Source organism: Pedobacter sp. GW821-FHT01D05 (genome assembly GCF_059422505.1).
The window spans coordinates 162,855-182,119 of record NZ_JBWKXA010000002.1 but is presented as its reverse complement, the minus strand read 5'-3'; the positions used below and the strand labels follow the sequence as shown (position 1 = coordinate 182,119).

General features: G+C 38.9%; 19 protein-coding genes. 18 read left to right on the top strand and 1 reads right to left on the bottom strand.

Annotated elements, in window-relative coordinates:
• Positions 1–353 precede the first annotated feature (353 nt).
• Entirely contained in the window at positions 354–1,139 is a 786-nt protein-coding gene (rsmA, locus tag AC07VK_RS08945; protein ID WP_492959955.1) for a 16S rRNA (adenine(1518)-N(6)/adenine(1519)-N(6))-dimethyltransferase RsmA, read from the bottom strand.
• Between the two features lie 154 nt (positions 1,140–1,293).
• Between rsmA and pdxA the strand changes: the two genes are divergently transcribed.
• From pdxA to AC07VK_RS08855, 18 genes are all read left to right on the top strand, one after another.
• The gene (pdxA, locus tag AC07VK_RS08940) at positions 1,294–2,373 is read left to right on the top strand and encodes a 4-hydroxythreonine-4-phosphate dehydrogenase PdxA (RefSeq protein WP_477607905.1); all 1,080 of its coding nucleotides are present in this window, start codon (positions 1,294–1,296) and stop codon (positions 2,371–2,373) included.
• Positions 2,374–2,684: 311 nt separating this feature from the next.
• The gene (locus AC07VK_RS08935) at positions 2,685–3,866 is read left to right on the top strand and encodes an MFS transporter (protein WP_492959953.1); all 1,182 of its coding nucleotides are present in this window, start codon (positions 2,685–2,687) and stop codon (positions 3,864–3,866) included.
• 172 nt (positions 3,867–4,038) lie between these two features.
• On the top strand, positions 4,039–4,494 hold the full coding sequence (locus AC07VK_RS08930; protein ID WP_492959951.1) for a hypothetical protein: 456 nt from the start codon (positions 4,039–4,041) through the stop codon (positions 4,492–4,494).
• Positions 4,495–4,506: 12 nt separating this feature from the next.
• Complete coding sequence (locus tag AC07VK_RS08925; protein WP_492959949.1) at positions 4,507–5,352, top strand: sulfurtransferase; 846 nt, start codon at positions 4,507–4,509, stop codon at positions 5,350–5,352.
• 244 nt (positions 5,353–5,596) lie between these two features.
• Positions 5,597–6,127 carry a YceD family protein gene (locus AC07VK_RS08920; RefSeq protein ID WP_492959947.1) on the top strand — a complete coding sequence of 177 codons (531 nt, stop codon included), beginning with the start codon at positions 5,597–5,599 and terminating at the stop codon, positions 6,125–6,127.
• A 15-nt stretch (positions 6,128–6,142) separates the two neighbouring features.
• Entirely contained in the window at positions 6,143–6,334 is a 192-nt protein-coding gene (gene rpmF, locus AC07VK_RS08915) for a 50S ribosomal protein L32 (RefSeq protein ID WP_025143959.1), read from the top strand.
• A gap of 101 nt (positions 6,335–6,435) precedes the next feature.
• Positions 6,436–7,374, top strand: coding sequence for a phosphate acyltransferase PlsX (plsX, locus tag AC07VK_RS08910; RefSeq protein WP_492955299.1), 939 nt, complete (start codon positions 6,436–6,438; stop codon positions 7,372–7,374).
• Between the two features lie 18 nt (positions 7,375–7,392).
• Entirely contained in the window at positions 7,393–8,391 is a 999-nt protein-coding gene (locus tag AC07VK_RS08905) for a beta-ketoacyl-ACP synthase III (RefSeq protein ID WP_492959946.1), read from the top strand.
• Positions 8,392–8,508: 117 nt separating this feature from the next.
• The gene (gene accB, locus AC07VK_RS08900; protein ID WP_492959944.1) at positions 8,509–8,985 is read left to right on the top strand and encodes an acetyl-CoA carboxylase biotin carboxyl carrier protein; all 477 of its coding nucleotides are present in this window, start codon (positions 8,509–8,511) and stop codon (positions 8,983–8,985) included.
• A gap of 97 nt (positions 8,986–9,082) precedes the next feature.
• A complete protein-coding gene (accC, locus tag AC07VK_RS08895; RefSeq protein ID WP_057931790.1) occupies positions 9,083–10,423 on the top strand; it encodes an acetyl-CoA carboxylase biotin carboxylase subunit in 1,341 nt (446 codons plus the stop codon).
• A 171-nt stretch (positions 10,424–10,594) separates the two neighbouring features.
• Positions 10,595–11,791 carry an LVIVD repeat-containing protein gene (locus AC07VK_RS08890; protein WP_492959942.1) on the top strand — a complete coding sequence of 399 codons (1,197 nt, stop codon included), beginning with the start codon at positions 10,595–10,597 and terminating at the stop codon, positions 11,789–11,791.
• A gap of 120 nt (positions 11,792–11,911) precedes the next feature.
• Positions 11,912–12,793, top strand: a complete 882-nt coding sequence (gene tatC / locus AC07VK_RS08885; protein ID WP_492955296.1) for a twin-arginine translocase subunit TatC — start codon at positions 11,912–11,914, stop codon at positions 12,791–12,793.
• A 45-nt stretch (positions 12,794–12,838) separates the two neighbouring features.
• Positions 12,839–13,276, top strand: a complete 438-nt coding sequence (gene rpiB, locus AC07VK_RS08880) for a ribose 5-phosphate isomerase B (RefSeq protein ID WP_492955295.1) — start codon at positions 12,839–12,841, stop codon at positions 13,274–13,276.
• 27 nt (positions 13,277–13,303) lie between these two features.
• Positions 13,304–14,938: a M28 family peptidase gene (locus tag AC07VK_RS08875; protein WP_492959940.1), complete on the top strand. Its 1,635-nt coding sequence runs from the start codon at positions 13,304–13,306 to the stop codon at positions 14,936–14,938.
• A 105-nt stretch (positions 14,939–15,043) separates the two neighbouring features.
• Positions 15,044–15,253: a type II toxin-antitoxin system VapB family antitoxin gene (gene vapB, locus AC07VK_RS08870; RefSeq protein ID WP_492959938.1), complete on the top strand. Its 210-nt coding sequence runs from the start codon at positions 15,044–15,046 to the stop codon at positions 15,251–15,253.
• Positions 15,253–15,639, top strand: a complete 387-nt coding sequence (locus AC07VK_RS08865) for a type II toxin-antitoxin system VapC family toxin (protein WP_492959936.1) — start codon at positions 15,253–15,255, stop codon at positions 15,637–15,639. Before vapB ends, AC07VK_RS08865 begins: the two co-directional genes overlap by 1 nt.
• A 142-nt stretch (positions 15,640–15,781) precedes the next feature.
• Entirely contained in the window at positions 15,782–17,167 is a 1,386-nt protein-coding gene (locus AC07VK_RS08860; RefSeq protein WP_492959935.1) for a LutB/LldF family L-lactate oxidation iron-sulfur protein, read from the top strand.
• A gap of 30 nt (positions 17,168–17,197) precedes the next feature.
• On the top strand, positions 17,198–19,174 hold the full coding sequence (locus AC07VK_RS08855) for an alpha-ketoacid dehydrogenase subunit alpha/beta (RefSeq protein ID WP_492959933.1): 1,977 nt from the start codon (positions 17,198–17,200) through the stop codon (positions 19,172–19,174).
• The last annotated feature ends 91 nt before the right edge of the window (positions 19,175–19,265 follow it).

Sequence of the window (19,265 nt, the reverse complement as noted above, 5' to 3'; positions counted from 1 at the left end):
TGAAAATAATCACGGATTTGCAAGAAAATGCAAGCGATTGATTGCACAGATTTTGGGATTACACAAATGTTTCAGCTGGCAAGAAAAGCAATTCTATGATCGTATAAATGCTGATTTTTGTAGTGTCCCATTTTGATTAAACCCGATAGGAGCGAAAAACACGAAGGTGAGGAACGAACCAAGGCTTTGAAGCGGATAGCGGGACCGCTGCAACCCAAAAGTACAGAAACCTGCTTTTCATATTATAAAAATTGCGCTTCAAAAAGATCCTGAAATAAATTACCTTCGGTGAGCTCGCTTAAGGCTCGGTTTACTTCGTAGCTGCGCTACAGGTCAGGATGACGATTGCATCACTAAACCGCCATCAACTTACTCACATGCTGCGTTAGGGCAACAAAATCAGCTACCGTTAGCTGCTCGGCACGTTTCTCAAAATAAATATGATCGTCCATTTTATCCTTAGGCATCACTGCAGAAACAGCATTACGCAAAGTTTTTCTCCGTTGGTTAAAACCCGCTTTAACCACCCGCCAGAATAATTTTTCATCGCAGTCTAAAGTCTCCACTTCATTTCTGGTTAAACGGATTACTGCAGAGTGCACCTTTGGTGGTGGATTAAATGTACCCGGTTTAACCGTAAACAGATATTCAATTTTATAGTAGGCCTGAAGAAACACACTTAAAATCCCGTACTCTTTGTTACCTGCTGGCGCTGCACAACGTTGGGCAACTTCTTTCTGGAACATCCCAACCATTTCTACAACCTTGTTGCGGTTATCTAAAATCTTAAATAAAATCTGTGACGATATATTGTATGGAAAATTACCGATTATGGCAAACTGACCTGGAAAAATGGCATCGAAATCAAGTTTCAAAAAATCGCCATTAATCAACCGATCGCCAAGCTGAGGATATTTTTCATTTAAAAAATGGAAAGATTCGGTATCGATATCGATCAGATAAGTTTCCAAATCTTTGCGCTGCAGCAAAAAATCAGATAGGATTCCCATACCTGGCCCAACCTCTAAAACCTGATTGTATTTATCAGTATTCACCAAAGCCTCTACAATGCGGTTGGCAATGCCTTTATCGGTTAAAAAATGTTGCCCTAAATGTTTTTTCGCTTTTACTAAACTCATACCCCAAACCCCTGAAGGGGCTTTAAAAATTAAAATTCTTTGCAAAGATAGGCTTATTATTTCTTTGCAAATCACTTTGCGTACTTTGCGGTTTCATTTTTTTTAAAGGGTTTAAACGAAAATCAGTAATTTGCGCTAAAATTTTCCAGTAATTATGAGCGATAAACTTAAAATTGGCATTAGTATAGGCGACGTAAACGGCATAGGTTTAGAGGTAATCATTAAAACATTATCTAATCCTGCTATTTTAAATTATTGCACTCCAATTGTTTATGGCCATACTAAGGTTTCATCTTTTCACAGAAAAGCGAATAATTTAGGCGATTTCAGTTTTAATGTAGTTAGCCATGCCAACCAGGCACAACCAAAAAAGGCAAACATGATTAATTGCTGGGAAGAAGATGTAAAAATCGAATTAGGGCAGGTAACGCCAACAGGTGGGAAATATGCACTTTTATCATTAGAGCGTGCAACAGCCGATCTGGTAAACGGCGATATCGATGCACTGGTTACTGCGCCGATCAACAAACATAATATTCAATCAGAAACTTTTGCTTTCCCCGGCCATACCGAATACCTGCAAGAAAAAAGTGGCAGTAAAGATGTGCTGATGTTTTTGATCAGCGAAAATTTACGCGTGGGTGTGGTTACTGGCCACATTCCCGTGAAAGATGTTCCAACCTCGATTACAAAAGAGAAAATTATCAGTAAATTAAAGCTGATTAATGAAAGCCTGAAAAAAGATTTCTGGATTGAAAAACCAAAAATTGCTGTTCTGGGCTTAAATCCACATGCCAGCGACAATGGTTTATTGGGCACTGAAGAGGCTGAAATTATTACACCAGCCATTCAGGAAGCTTACGACAAAGGTATCGTTTGTTTTGGCCCGTATCCTGCCGATGGTTTTTTCGGCAATGGTAGCTACAAACAGTTCGATGCCGTTTTGGCCATGTACCACGATCAGGGCTTAATTCCTTTCAAAACATTAGCTTTCCATAATGGTGTAAACTATACCGCTGGTTTAAACTTCGTTCGTACCTCTCCCGATCATGGAACAGGTTACGACATTGCAGGTAAAGATTTAGCGGATTCGACTTCATTTACCGAAGCTTTATTCTCGGCCATCCATATTGTAAAAAACCGTAGGGAGCAAGAGGAGATGTTGGGCAATCAATTGCGTACAGGCGGTAAAGTGGTTGAAACACAGTTTGATATTAAAGATGATGCTTCTTAAGGTAGAAGGCTGAGGGTAGAAAGGCTGAAGGTTGTAAGAGCAGAAAGACGAAAGCTGAAAAACCAAAGTAATAATCGGTAGCTATGGCACTCTTGCCTCCGACTTCGGACGTCTGACCTCGTACTTCCAGAAACTAAAGTGATCCATTACTTATTTGTAAAGCAATTGCTGTGTTTCATCGGTTCCGAAAGTCCTGCTATGCGTTCCAATCTTTTTGTGATTATCATGCTGAGCTTGTCGAAGCACCATAACAAAAAGTATTTCCACTACTATCAGGTTTATTTTTGGTAAAATTGTGCATCAAATTCAAAATGAGCGGCACTAAAAAACCCAATTACATTCTCCCCACAATTGTTATTGCACAGTTTCTCTGTACATCGTTGTGGTTTGCTGGCAATGCTGTATTACACGATATTGTTAAAAGTTTCCCAACTGAGACAAATCTACTGGCCAACCTCACCAGCATGGTACAGTTTGGTTTCATCAGCGGAACATTAGTTTTCGCTTTTTTTGCCATTTCCGATATTTTTTCACCCTCGAAAGTATTCTTTATCTGTGGAATTGCAGCTGCGTTGTTTAACCTCGGCATCTGTTTAGAACTAGCCGATGTTCATTTACTGCTGCTTTTTCGCTTTTTAACTGGTTTTATGTTGGCTGGAATTTACCCTGTTGGCATGAAAATAGCATCCGATTACTTTAAAGACGGGCTAGGAAAATCATTAGGTTTTTTAGTTGGTGCTTTGGTTTTGGGTACTGCCTTCCCTCATTTATTAAAAACATTTACTGCAAATTTTCCTTGGCAGTATGTAATCTTCGCTACTTCCGGTTTATCTCTAATTGGTGCAATTGCTATTTTATGGTTTGTACCAAATGGCCCATTTAGAACTGCCGGACAAAAATTCGATTTTCGATCTTGTTTTAATGGCTTTAAAAACCCTGATTTTCGATCTGCTGCTTTCGGCTATTTCGGGCACATGTGGGAGCTTTATACTTTCTGGGCTTTTTTACCCGGTATGCTGCTGCTTTACAACACTAAACATGCACATGCAACTTTAAATATCCCGTTATATTCGTTCTTAATTATCGCATCAGGTGGCCTCTCCTGCATGATCGGCGGTTTGCTCTCACAAAAATTCGGTGCGAAACGGATTGCGGCTATTGCGCTGTCCATTTCTGGATCATGTTGCCTGCTCTCCCCAATTTTCCTATTCAGCGGCTCAGTATATCCTTTTCTTATATTTTTATTTTGCTGGGGCTTGTCCGGCACAGCCGATTCACCCTTGTTTTCTTCTTTAATTGCCAAACATGCACCAGAAAGCCAGAGAGGAACTTCGTTAACACTGGTAAACTGTATCGGCTTTGCCATTACGATTATTAGCATTCAGGTGATTAATCTTTTGGCTAAAGAAATGAATTCGCATTATCTTTATATGGTCTTGGCTGTTGGACCGGTTTTGGGATTATGGGCACTAATCAGCAATAAATCGCATTAGGCCTGATTTCCAAAATCTCTTATATTGCAAAAAATTGAATCACAAAATATACTATGGGGCTCGACATTCATCTCATTACCGATAATTCAGAAGAAATATCCCGTTTAAAAAACACAGATAACCATGTAGATTTTTTTAACCAACATAGTTTAAGCAGAACCTTTGCAACCTGATGTCGCGGAGGGATGTGATTGAAAAAGAAACCGAACTCGACCAGATAAGTAGGCTGACAGAAACAGATATTTCAATTTTATATGAAATGGAGCAATACTGGAACGAAATGGAGATTGATTTCCGTTTGTCTTTTGCAGAAACCGAAAACGATAAGAAAAAAGTTCGTGAGCAGATCGCAAATAATAGAAAAAAAATAGATAACAATATAAATAAGGTACTGGAAACGATCGAAACTTTGATCCAAAAGCTTTCAAAGCTAGGCGCACTAAATGATAAATTGGATAGCCATGAGATAGACACCCTTGACAATGATTACTATTTTACTGATTTTAATCTCGATAAAGGTGAAGGCTATATTGGCAATAATTTCGGACAGGACCTTAGAAATTTCAGAAGATTTTTAGAATATGCAAAAGCCAATGGCGCAAATGCAGTATGGTTTGATTACGGATAAATAGAATGAAATATGAAGAATAATATATCACCCATCATAAAACCAGCAGAATTAACCTGGTTAAACCAAGACGAGGAGATCGTAATTATCGATGCCAGCGCTGGTTCGAAAGCCAGATACGATGAACAACATTTGGCAGGCGCACTTTTTGCAGATGTAAATAGCGATTTAGCTAATATTGGCGATTTTGCTATCGGTGGAAGGCATCCCTTGCCAACATTCGACCAGTTTTCTGCCGTTTTACAGGGGCTCGGTATCACAAAAGACAGCCATGTGATTGTTTACGATGATAAAAACGGCGGTAACGCCGCTGCAAGGCTCTGGTGGATGCTAAAAGCAATTGGTCATGAAAAAGTACAGGTAATTGATGGGGGCTTTCAGGCGGCCGTTAAAGCAGGTTTCCCAACAACAGATAAAGTCGAAATCCCAAAATCTGTGGGAAAATACGAAATCACAACATGGAACCTACCGTTATCGGATATCAATGAAGTAGAAAAAGTTGCTAAAACCGACGATTACATTGTGATTGATGTGCGCGATGCCAACCGTTTTGCAGGCCTGACTGAACCGATCGATTTGATTGCAGGGCACATACCTGGCGCGGCAAACATTCCCTATACCGAAAATTTAGATACTGATGGTGCTTTCCTGGCCCCTGAAATATTGAAAGAAAAATATGCTGAAGCTTTAGCTCAGGTTAAACCAGAAAATGTAATTGTACACTGCGGCTCGGGCATTACTGCCTGCCATACGCTATTAGCTATGGATTATGCAGGTCTACCCATCCCTAAGCTATATGTAGGCTCATGGAGCGAGTGGAGCAGGAATAACAAAGAAATGGTATTGGCTGATCAGTAATTTTTGTTGGTCGATATTTGCAATCTCGGCTCAATAGACTGTGGATTTACAATCCACTTAATAAATAAAAATCCTTTATTCTAAGTCGGGATTACAAATCCCGACTAACAAGAAACGTGTAAGGTCTTACAGTATTTCAATTAACATTCTGAAAACCTGTCCGATTAACATCAACAATTTTTAAAAAACATTTTTAATCTAATTATTTTATCCCTACATTTGCAGGCTAAAATTTTACAGTACTTTGAACCCACTAAAACAATTTTCATTACCGTTTACCGGATTAAAATTGGGAACTCATCAGTTTGATTATGAGCTTGATGACCGCTTTTTTAATGCATTTGAGTATTCGTTAATAAAAAGCGGAAATTTAAAAGTAGACCTGGAACTTGAGAAACAAGAGACCATGTTGCTTCTAAAATTCAAAGTTATTGGTACAGTAAATTTAGATTGCGATAAATGTTTATCTGAGTTTTCGTTGCCTATAAATCTTTACGAAAGGCAGATTGTAAAGTTTGCTGAAGATGAACTGGAGAGCGATGATGAAGAAATTATTTCGCTAAGCCGTAAAGATACCGAGATTGATATATCTGGTCCTTTATACGAAATGATTAACGTAGCGGTACCTTATATCAAAAACTGCGAGCAGGCAGATAAAGATTGCGATCAGGAGATGATTGACCGTTTAAATCAATTATCGATCGAAAAGCAGGCTAAAGAAAATGAACAAACAAGCGACCCACGTTGGGAAGCCCTTAATAAGTTAAAAAAATAATTAGATTATACACCAATGGCACATCCAAAACGGAAAATCTCGAAACAGAGAAAAAATAAAAGAAGAACACACTATAAAGCGGTTACTCCTTCTTTAGCAACATGCTCGGCAACAGGTGCTATTCACGTACCTCACCGTGCTTACAACGTTGATGGTAACTTATACTACAACGGCAAACTGGTTATCGAAAATACTCAGATAGGGTAATTTTCTTAAAAAATTGTTTGTGTTTTCAGCGGCTTTAGTCATACCTTAGTCAACTGAAAAATTCAGGATTACACCTGACTTAACACAAACAGATTTTTTCTATGAAAATAGGCCTCGACATAATGGGCGGAGACTATGCTCCCAAAGCAATTGTTTTGGGAGCAATAGCTGCTCATCAATCGCTTAACGCTGGAGAGCATTTAGTTCTTATTGGCGATACCGAACAGATTAAACCCATTCTTGCAGAAGAAGGTTTTAATCCAGATCATTTTGAATACGTTCATACTGATGAAGTAATTGGTATGGGCGAACATCCCACCAAAGCAATCGTTCAGAAACCAAATTCGAGCATAGCAGTTGGTTTTAACCTTTTAAAAGAAGGCAAAATCGATTCTTTCGCTAGTGCTGGTAACTCTGGAGCCATGTTGGTTGGCGCAGTTTTTAGCGTTAAAACCATTCCGGGCATTATCCGCCCTTGTTTATGTACAATTCTTCCAAAAATTAAAGGTGGCACAGGCTTACTGTTAGATGTAGGTGCTAATGCCGACTGTAAACCCGATATTTTACTACAATTTGGTGTTTTAGGCAGTTTATATGCAGAAAATCTTTTGCACATAAATGATCCGAAAGTTGCCCTGATAAATATTGGCGAAGAAGATGAGAAAGGGAATATGCTAAGCATGGCTACTTTCCCGTTAATGAAAGAAACAAAACTCTTCAACTTTGTTGGCAATGTGGAAGGGAGAGATTTATTTAACGATAAGGCCGATGTAATCGTATGCGATGGTTTTACCGGAAATGTGATGCTAAAATTAGCAGAATCGTTTTACGTGCTTACCATCAAAAAGGGGCTTAAAGATGAGTTCTTCGATCGTTTTAATTATGAACAATACGGTGGAAGTCCGGTTCTAGGCGTTAACGCTCCCGTTGTTATCGGACATGGAATTTCTAGTCCGCTAGCTGTTAAAAATATGGTTCTACAGTCCAGAGAAATGATCACTACAGGATTGGTAGAAAAAATTAGAATGGCATTTAAATAATTTATTAAAATTCTTAAAATGAGTAAAATTCACGCTGCTATTACAGCAGTAAATGGTTACGTTCCCGACTATGTGCTTACAAACGCAGAGTTAGAGACCATTGTTGACACTTCGGATGAATGGATTACCAGCAGAACGGGAATTAAAGAACGTAGAATTTTAAAGGGAGAAGGTTTAGGTACTTCCGATATGGCTGTTCATGCTGTAAATGGTTTACTTAAAAAGAGGGGAATTGATGCAAAAGAAATTGAACTGATTATCTTTTGCACCACTACTCCAGATTTTACTTTCCCTGCAACAGCAAACGTTTTAGCTGATAAAATCGGCGCTACAAATGCCTGGGGTTATGATTTACAGGCCGCTTGCTCTGGTTTTATTTTCGGGCTTTCTACTGGCGCATCGTTTATAGAATCAGGAAGACACAAGAAAGTTTTAGTTGTTGGCGGCGATAAAATGTCGTCAATCATCAACTATGAAGACCGTACAACCTGTATCATTTTTGGTGATGGTTGTGGCTGTGCTTTATTAGAGCCAAATGAAGAAGGTTTTGGCATTCAGGATTCTATCTTGAGAACAGATGGTTCTGGAAGAGATTTCCTGGGGATGAAAGCAGGTGGCTCTGTTATGCCGGCATCACACGAAACTGTTGACGCAAGATTACATTTTGCACACCAGGAAGGCCCAACAGTATTTAAATTTGCCGTAACCAATATGGCCGATGTTGCTGCCGAAATTATGGAACGCAACAGCCTAACTGCTGATGATGTTGCATGGTTAGTGCCTCACCAGGCCAACAAACGCATTATCGATGCCACTGCAAACCGCATGGGCGTTACAACCGATAAAGTAATGATTAACATTGAACGTTACGGAAATACAACCAACGGAACAATTCCTTTATGTTTATGGGAATGGGAAAGCAGACTAAAAAAAGGCGATAACATCGTTTTAGCTGCATTTGGTGGTGGTTTTACCTGGGGTTCGGTATACCTTAAATGGGCTTACGATACTAACTAGTCAGAAGTCCTTAGTCCGGAGTCCGATTAATGGCCCTCAGCAATAAAAAAATAAAACAAAAAAAGTATAACTTAGTTAATTCAATAAACACTATTTTTTACATAACTAGCCTAAAAAATGGATATCAAACAAATACAGGAACTGATTAAATTTGTTTCTCGTTCTGGAGTAAATGAAGTTGCTATTGAGCAGGAAAACTTCAAAATCACGATCAAAACAAACCAAGCACCAACAGTTGTGCATGCTACCGTACCACAGGCTCCGCTTGTACAGGCTGCTGCCCCTGTTGCCACAGCTCCTACTGCTCCGGTTGCAGCAACACCTGCTGTACCAGGTGCAGAAGACACTTCAAAATACTTAACCATTAAATCTCCGATGATCGGTACTTTCTACCGTTCAGCTAGCCCAGACAAGCCAATGTTTGTTAATGTTGGCGATGAAATTAGCACTGGTAAAGTAGTTTGTATTATCGAGGCAATGAAACTTTTCAACGAGATTGAAAGCGAAATTTCTGGCCGTATCGTTAAAATCCTGGTTGATAATGCATCGCCAGTAGAATACGATCAACCGTTATTTTTAGTAGAACCTATTTAGAAGCTGATTTCACAGATTAATTTGATTTCACAGATTGATGATGACGCCAAAATAATCGGTGTAATCACAATATCGGTGTAATCCTAAATTAAAAATTATGTTTAAAAAAATACTAATTGCCAACAGGGGTGAAATCGCTTTGCGTATTATCCGTACCTGTAAGGAAATGGGCATCAAAACGGTTGCTGTTTACTCTACCGCAGATCGCGAAAGTTTACACGTACGTTTTGCTGATGAGGCTGTTTGTATTGGGCCCCCTCCTAGTAAAGATTCTTATTTAAATATTCCAAATATTATCTCGGCTGCAGAATTAACTAACGCCGATGCCATACACCCCGGTTATGGTTTCCTATCAGAAAATGCTAAGTTTTCTAACATCTGCCGCGAGTACAACATCAAATTTATTGGTGCTACCCCAGAGCAGATCAATGGCATGGGCGATAAAGCCTCTGCAAAAGAAACCATGAAAATTGCCGGTGTACCAACCATTCCAGGATCAGAAGGTTTACTTACCAGCGTTAAAGAAGGTATTGCAATAGCAAATGAAATGGGCTACCCTGTCATCTTAAAAGCAACTGCCGGTGGTGGTGGCCGTGGTATGCGGGTTGTTTGGAAAGACGAAGATTTCGAAAATGCATGGGATAGTGCCCGTCAGGAATCTGGTGCAGCTTTTGGTAACGATGGTTTGTATTTAGAAAAATATATCGAAGATCCACGTCACATCGAAATCCAGATTATCGGAGATCAGTTTGGCAAAGCCTGTCACTTATCAGAACGCGATTGTTCTATTCAACGCCGTCACCAGAAACTGGTAGAGGAATCTCCCTCTCCTTTTATGACAGATGAACTCCGTGTAAGAATGGGCGAAGCAGCTATTAAAGGTGCAATGGCCGTAAATTATGAAGGTGCCGGTACAATCGAATTCCTGGTTGATAAACACCGTAACTTCTACTTTATGGAAATGAACACCCGTATCCAGGTAGAACATCCGGTTACCGAAGAAGTAATCAACTTCGATTTAATTAAAGAACAGATTAAAGTTGCTGCCGGAATTCCAATTTCGGGTAAAAACTACTTCCCTGATATGCACGCAATCGAGTGCCGTATCAATGCCGAAGACCCAGCAAATAACTTCCGTCCTTCACCAGGAAAAATCACCAACTTCCACTCTCCGGGCGGCCATGGTGTTCGCGTTGATACACACGTTTACGCAGGATATTCAATCCCTTCTAACTATGACTCGATGATTGCCAAATTAATCTGCGTGGCACAAACACGCGAAGAAGCAATCTGTACAATGGAGCGTGCTTTAGGCGAATTTGTAATTGAGGGTGTAAAAACAACCATTCCTTTCCATCTGCAGTTGATGAAAGATCCGAACTTCAGAGCAGGAAATTTCACTACGAAATTTATGGAAACGTTCGAGTTTTCAGAATAATAAAGTATTTCTATACTTAATAATACAAGAAGGCTATTCAAATAATTTGGATAGCCTTTTTTATTGTTTTAGATTTCAGCTAATGTCACATAACTAACTGATAATTAATATTTATCGAACACTGTAGCGTTTAATTAATCTCATACGTTTAATATTAAAAACACTCCAATTATGAAAAAAAATCTAATTAACGTACTACTCCTCCTACTTGTTTGCGCCGTATTTACAGGCTGTAAAAAAGATGAGTATGAAATGATACAGATTGTAAAAATGATTTCTGTTCAGCAAATGAGGGCTTTACCGGTGGGGATGACAAAAGCTATTCCTGCTAAAAAAACCGGAAAAATATACATTTACAACGATTATCTTTTCATTAATGAACCCAATGAAGGTATCCACATCTATAACAATGCCAACCCTAGTGCTCCTGTAAATATAGGTTTTCTGCAAATTCCGGGAAATGTAGATCTAGCGGTTCGCGATAATATCCTTTACGCCGACAATTTTATTGATTTGCTTGCTTTTGATCTCTCCAATATGAGCAATATCAAACAAGTTAAAAGAGTAACCGATGTTTTCAATCAGTTCTATTTGCCAGGTGCACAGAAGTACCTTTACACCTATAAAGATACCCTCGTAAAGAAACAAACTTATAAAACTTACAAAGGAGTAGTTAACGATCTCGCTTATACCAGCAACTCTTCTTCCGGGCAAGGTGGTTCGATGGCCAGATTTACCTTGATGAATGACTATTTATATACTATTGGAATAAATAACTTAAGCCTGTTTGACGTTAAGACTGCATCGAACCCAACTTTTTTAAAGGCTATTACTTTAGGTTGGGGTGTCGAAACCATCTTCCCTTATGAGAATAAATTATTTATCGGTACCAATAGCGGTATGCACATTTTTAGTGCTACCGATCCGGCTAATCCCGTAAAACTATCTACTTACAGCCATATTTTTGCCTGCGACCCTGTTGTTGTACAGGGCAAATACGCTTACGTTACCTTACGCACAGGCAATATGTGCAGGCAAGCAACTAATCAATTGGAAGTTGTAGATATAGAAGATCCCACCAAGCCGAAACAGATTGCAGTTTATCCTATGCAAAACCCACACGGCCTAAGCACCAGTGGTAATAATTTGTTTCTTTGCGAAGGCAATTATGGAATAAAGAGCTTCAATATTACCGATAAAACCAAAATAGGCGACAACATGTTGCAGCATTTAAATAACATCAAAAGCTTTGATGTTATTGCTGGTCCTAAATCCTTAATCGTTACCGGAGAAGATGGTGTATATCAATTTAATTATAGCAACGCCGCAAATTTAAAGCAACTGAGTATAATTAAAGGGCAACGTTAAAAACTACTGTTATAGCTTCTTTCTATTTTTGCAGTCATTTCTCATAATAATATAAACTATTTCTATATTTAACACGTAAATACCATTCTATTCAAATAGAATGGTATTTTTGTTTTCAACATGAGCGACACTAAAAAAACTTCACTAACAAAAGCTATCGGACAAAAGAGCACCACATTAGAGGCAGAAATGTCTTTTTTTGATCACCTGGATGTTCTCCGTAAACATTTAATCAGGGCCGTAATTGCCATTGCCGTTTTTACCGGTATTGCTTTTTACTTTAACGAATTCATTTTAGATAAAATCATATTTGGTCCAAAAAAGCCCGATTTCTGGACTTATAGGATGATGTGCAAACTGGTAGAAAAATTTCCTTCACTTGGTGCAGATATGTGTATCACCAAAATTAATGGAGAGATTATTAACACCGAAATGGCTGGCCAGTTTAACCTTCAGTTAAATGTTTGCGTAATGTGTGGTATTGTAGTTGGTTTCCCGTATTTATTGTGGGAAATCTGGCGTTTCATTAAACCCGCATTACATGAAAATGAGCGTAAATCTGCAAGTGGATTTGTATTCTTCGCCTCTGTACTTTTCATTATCGGTATCTTTTTTGGTTATTTTATAGTTTGTCCGTTATCAGTTAATTTTTTAACAGGTTATACCGTTAGTGCCGAAATCAAAAATACATTCACAGTTGATTCGTATCTATCATCTGTTGCAACTTTAACTTTAGGCACAGGGATTATCTTCGAACTTCCAGTTATTATTTTCGTGCTGTCGAAACTTGGGTTGATGACACCAAAGCTGATGAGATCGAGCAGAAGGTATGCCGCGGTTATTATTTTAATCATTTCAGCTATTGTTACGCCAACACCTGATATTATGACGATGCTAATTGTAGCTACGCCATTGTTCTTGCTTTATGAGCTCAGTATTTTTGTATCAGCTTACATAGAAAAAAAGAAGAAAAAGGCTGAGGCTGCTTTCTACGCTAACTAACAAAAACATTACGAATAGATTTTATAATTCTCTATAAATTTGACAATGTCTGATACAAAAATTAAAATTGCTATTGGAGCGGATCACGCTGGGTTTGAATATAAAGAAATATTAAAAGATTTTTTACAGGATTACGAGGTAAAAGATTTTGGCACTTACTCAGAAAATTCTGTTGATTATCCAGATTTCGCTCATCCGGTAGCTGCTGCTGTAGAAAATGGAGCATTTACTTACGGGATTTTACTTTGTGGGTCGGCAAACGGTGTAGCCATCACCGCGAACAAACATCAGCACATCAGAGCAGGTTTATGCTGGGAGAATGAAGTTGCTTCTTTAGTCCGCAAGCACAATAACGCAAACGTTTTGTGTATACCTGCCAGATTTGTTTCGGAGGAACTGGCTAAAGAGATTACCACAACCTTTTTAACAACTGAATTTGAGGGCGGTCGCCACCAAAACAGGGTTGAAAAGATTTCATGCTAACAAGAAACTTAACTAACTATTATCATAATGAACAAAAAGTTTTTAACCCTTGGTTTGGTATCATTTGTTACCGCAAGTTGCTTTAGCCAGGTAAAGCCCCTTATACCGAATAAGGATGCGATAAAATTCAGCAAGGCCATTAGCCCTGAAAATGCCTACAAACACCTTTCAATACTGGCTTCTGATGAATACGAAGGCCGTGAAACTGGAACAAAAGGTGCCTGGATGGCTGCTGATTATATCCGCGATTATTTTAAATCTTTGGGTTTAAAAGCGCCTGTAAATGGCAGTTATTTCCAAAAAATCGATTTGGTTAACGTTACCTTAAAAGAAAGCCATTTAACGGTTAACGGTCAGCCTAAAGAATATCAGAAAGATTATTTAGTATCTCCTAGTCTAATCAGCGATCAAGGTTTTACTTTTTCAGCTAATGAACTTGTATTTATTGGTTATGGTTTAAAGAAAGACAACTATAACGATTTTACAGGTACCGATATCAAAGGGAAAGTGGTTATCATGTTCAATGGTGGCGATCCAACCGTAAAACCGGGTACAAGAATTGATAGAGCAGCTTATCGTGCTACGCTTGAAGCTAGGGCAAAATATTTTGCAGAAAACAATGTGAAAGCCATTGTACTGATCGACCCCGCGGTTGATAGAATAACCGAAAACACGAAACAAACCCTTAAAAATGGAAGGGTAATGGTGAAAACCAATGCCGCTATCGAAGCGCAAAAGCAAAACGATATTCCACGTATCTCGATATCGGTTGCTTTAGCCAACGAATTGTTAAAGGCATCGAATACTACGGTGGCTGATCTGCAAAAAAAAATAGTAGATAGTCAGGCTCCTGCCTCGCAGGTATTAAACGTACCTTTCTCTGCTAGTGCTGCAAAAACAGAGACACCAGTTAGATGCGAAAACGTTCTGGGTTATTTAGAAGGTTCAGATCCGGTACTTAAAAAAGAAGTGTTAATCTTAACTGGCCATTACGACCACATTGGATTAGAAACAGATCCAAATGCAAAAGATAAAGTGAACAATGGAGCGGATGATGACGGATCGGGAACTACCGGCGTTTTATTAATGGCAAAAGCATTTACAGATGCCAAAAAAGCTGGAAAAGGTTCTAAACGCAGTATCCTTTTCATGACTGTTGTTGGTGAAGAAAAAGGACTTTGGGGTTCTGAATGGTATTCGGAGCATCCGGTTTTCCCTGTCGAAAACACCATTGCTGATTTAAATACCGATATGATTGGCCGTACAGGTGAAGAATATTTAGGCAAAGCAGATTCAGCAAACTACATTTATTCGGTAGGCTCGAAAATGTTGAGCAGCGATTTAGCTAACTTAAGCGAGCAGGTAAATGCAACCTATACCAAAATGAAACTGGATTATAAATATGATGATCCAAAAGATCCTGAGCAGATTTATTACCGTTCAGATCATTATAACTTTGCTAAATTAGGCATTCCGATCATCTTCTATTACGATGGGATGTTACAACAAGACTACCACAAGCCTGGTGATGAAGTAAGCAAAATCAATTTCCCGCTTCTGGCCAAAAGAGCAAAACTAACTTACTTTACCGCATGGGAATTGGCCAACAGAGCAAAACGCCCGGCAGTAGATATGGATGGAAAAGGTAATCCAAAGAAATAATCATTCAAAATATTTAGCCTCGACAAAATGTCGGGGCTTTTTTATGCTTAATGGTGTAGCTTTATATTTCAAGATTAAAATGTTATTTTTGATAAAAGCGAGTTTATGGATCAGTTGCACATTTTAGAAAAAATTAAAATGATCCCTGTTGCCTACCAGCAAGAGGTGGAAGACTTCATTGATTTTATTTTACAAAAAAAAGTAAATAAAAAAAATGAAGAAAAAACACAGCGAAAACTCGGTTTACTAAAAGGAAGAATGAAAATGAGCGATGATTTTAATGCACCAATAGATGATTTCAAAGATTATATGTAGTGAAAAAATATCTGCTTGATACACACGTTTTACTTTGGATGCAAGATGATAATATTGCATTGTCTAAAACAGCAAGAAAAATTTTAGAAGATTCTACTACTCAACTTTATTTAAGCATAGTTAGTTTATGGGAGATTACCATAAAACAATCACTAGGCAAATTACAATTAGAATATTCCTTAGATGAACTCATAGATTCTTGCAATACAAGTAACATCACCATTCTTCCTATAGATTATGGAACGCTGAAAACACTTAAAGTGCTGCCATTTTTACATCGCGATCCTTTCGATAGAATCATCATAGCAACAAGTATAGAACTGGATCTAGATCTTATTTCGAATGATGAAACAACAAAAAAATACATGTCAAAAGTCGTCTGGTAATATTCTTTTAAAAAAGCAACCTTCTTCTTTGTTTAATTTCTAAAAATAAACTCAACAGGGTTTCCTATCTTTGATGTTATAACGAAATAGCTAAAAACTAAAATCAGTTAATATTCGTTACCCTATTACAAAATAACTATTGATGAATATTGCCGAGGAATTTTTAGAGAAATCTGACGAGAAAGCTTTCGATCTACCGCATCGTAAAACCATAAATTATAATATTGGGAAATACAATGCAGCTGTTGAACGGGGCTTATCAAAATTCGAAAATTTAGAGGCATCCAAAAAAAAGGCACACGTAATTAAATGGCGCGTGATGGAAAACCTCGATAAGTTCTTACCAGAGTTCGAATCAAATTTCCAACGTCGTGGCGGTAAGGTAATCTGGGCCAATGATGCCGAAGAAGCCCAACAGGAAATCCTCAATATCATTAAAAGAAACAACGGCAAAACGGTCATCAAATCAAAATCGATGACTACTGAGGAAATCCACTTAAACGATTTTCTGGAAAAGAACAACATCGAATCTTTAGAAAGTGATCTGGGCGAATACATTGTTCAATTACTTGGTCAGGCGCCGTACCATATTGTTACCCCAGCCATGCACCTAAGTGCAACAGATATAGCGCAGTTATTTCACGATAAATTTGGCACACCTATCGATGCCACTCCTCCGCAGCTGGTACAAAAAGCAAGAGAATTACTCCGCGATAAATACCTGAATGCCGATATTGGCATTAGTGGCGGAAATTTTTTAATTGCCGATACCGGAAGTATTGCACTAACAGAAAACGAAGGCAATGCACGTTTAAGTACCACTTTCCCTAAAATTCATATTGCTGTTGTGGGTATTGAAAAAGTAATTCCTTCGATGGCAGATCTTGATCTGTTCTGGCCTCTACTGGCATCGCATGGAACGGGGCAAAACTTAACAGTTTATAATACCATTTTAAGTGGTCCACGCCAGCCTAATGAAACAGATGGGCCAGAGGAAATGTATGTGATTTTGCTGGATAATGGCCGCACCAATTTATTGGCACAAAAAGACCAGCGACAGGGTTTGTACTGCATCCGTTGTGGTGCGTGTTTAAATGCTTGTCCGGTTTATAAAAATATCGGCGGCCATACTTACAATACAACCTATAGCGGCCCAATCGGCTCAGTAATTACGCCTCATTTAAAGGGCATGGAAGAGTTTAAACACTTAAGCTATGCTTCTAGTCTTTGCGGTAAATGTTCAGAAGTGTGCCCTGTAAAAATCGATATCCATAAAATGCTCTTACTTAACCGTAGAGATGCCGCCGCAGGGCATGAAAACGGCAAAAAAGAGGAAATTGGCTGGAGCATGTTCAGCAGAATGATGCAAAAACGCAAATGGATGGATTTCTTTGGTGGAAAGTTTAAAAATTTTATGCTTAAAAGATTTTTCAAAAAAAGCTGGGGCAAATACAGGGAGATGCCTAAGGTTGCTGATAAATCTTTTGCAAAACAATGGGAGGAATTAAAAAAAAATAAGGAGTCATAAATCAGGTCTCATTAGTCAAAATAACCAGATATGCAATTTAAGAGAGGTGATAAAGACGACAAGTTCTTATTGAACTTATACAGAAGATTGCTTTACCCTCGGATGGTTGAAGACAAAATGCTCAAGCTGCTGCGTCAGGGTAGAATTGGCAAATGGTTCTCGGGCATTGGCCAGGAAGCAATAGCTGTTGGTAGCACTTTAGCCATGCAAAGTGATGAGTATATTTTGCCCATGCACCGTAATTTGGGCGTTTTTACCGCTCGAGATATTCCTTTAAAAAAATTAATGGCCCAATGGCAGGGCAAAATTACCGGCTTCACCAAAGGCCGCGACCGCTCTTTCCATTTCGGCACACAAGAATATAAAATAATTGGGATGATATCCCACTTGGGGCCACAAATGGCTTTAGCCGATGGTATTGCGCTGGCGGATATTTTAGCCAATAAACAGCACGCCACATTAGTTTACACCGGAGAAGGGGCAACCAGTGAAGGCGATTTCCACGAAGCCGTAAATGTTGCTGCAGTTTGGAACCTTCCTGTTATTTTTCTGATCGAAAATAATGGATATGGACTTTCCACTCCAAAATCAGAGCAGTTCAGGTGCAAAAACCTGGTTGATAAGGCCATTGGTTACGGCGTTGAGGGCATTCAGATAGATGGGAATAATATTTTAGAAGTTTATGATACCATCAATCAACTGGCTATGGAAATCCGAAAAGATCCAAGACCGGTTTTGGTAGAATGCCTTACTTTCCGCATGCGGGGGCATGAAGAAGCATCAGGCACTAAATACGTTCCGCAAGAATTGTTGGATGAGTGGGGAAAGAAAGATCCTTTGAGTAATTACGAAGCGTATTTAATTGAGCAGGGTATTTTAACCTCAGATTCAATTATCGACATCAAAATCCAGGTTAAGAGAGATATAGAGCTGGAAGTTGAAGAAGCTTTTAATGAAGATGAGCCGATTGCTAATGCCGATCAGGAAGAGGCCGATATGTATTTTCCTTATCAGCAAGATGTTCTCCAACCAAGTCAAACTTCTACAGAAAAAAGATATTTAGATGCAATAACCGATGGATTAGACTTGGCCATGCAAAAATATCCTAACCTGGTTTTAATGGGTCAGGATATTGCCGATTATGGTGGGGCTTTTAAAATTACAGATGGTTTTACTGCTAAATATGGCAAAAGCAGGGTCCGCAATACCCCTATATGCGAATCGGCCATTGTAGGGGCAGGTTTAGGCCTATCCATAAATGGTTATAAAGCTGTTGTGGAAATGCAATTTGCAGATTTTGTAACCGTCGGCTTTAATCAGATCGTGAATAATCTGGCAAAAACACATTACCGTTGGGGCGAAAAAGCCGATGTGGTAGTGCGCATGCCCACGGGAGCCGGAACAGGTGCCGGGCCATTTCACTCACAAAGTAATGAGGCCTGGTTTACCAAAACACCGGGTTTAAAAATTGTTTATCCGGCTTTCCCTGAAGATGCAAAAGGCTTGTTATTGGCGGCCATTGAAGATCCAAACCCAGTACTTTATTTCGAGCATAAATACCTCTACAGAAGTTTAAGCGCCCCTGTTCCAGATGGCTATTATACTACAGAGATCGGTAAAGCAGTTAGGCTTGCCGAAGGAAGTAAATTCGCGATCATTACTTATGGCCTTGGCGTACACTGGGCTTTAGATTACCTGAAGTTATATCCGGAAAGTGGCGCAACCTTAATTGATCTGCGCACATTGCAGCCCTGGGATAAAGAAGCAGTAAGGGCAGCTGTTAAAGCAACCGGAAGGGTTTTAATTTTGCATGAGGATACCTTAACAAACGGTTTTGGTGCCGAACTATCTGCCTGGATTGGAGAGCACTGTTTCTCTGATCTCGATGCACCAGTAATGCGTTGTGCGAGCCTGGATACCGCCATTCCAATGAGCAAAGTATTAGAAGAAGATTTTTTAGCTAAAGCAAGATTGGCAGAAACGATTGATAAATTATTGAAATATTAAGAGCGGTTCAGAACGCAATCGTCATGCTGAATTTATTTCAGCATCTTTAAAGACCCTGAAATAAATTACCTTTGGTGAGCTCGCTTAAGGC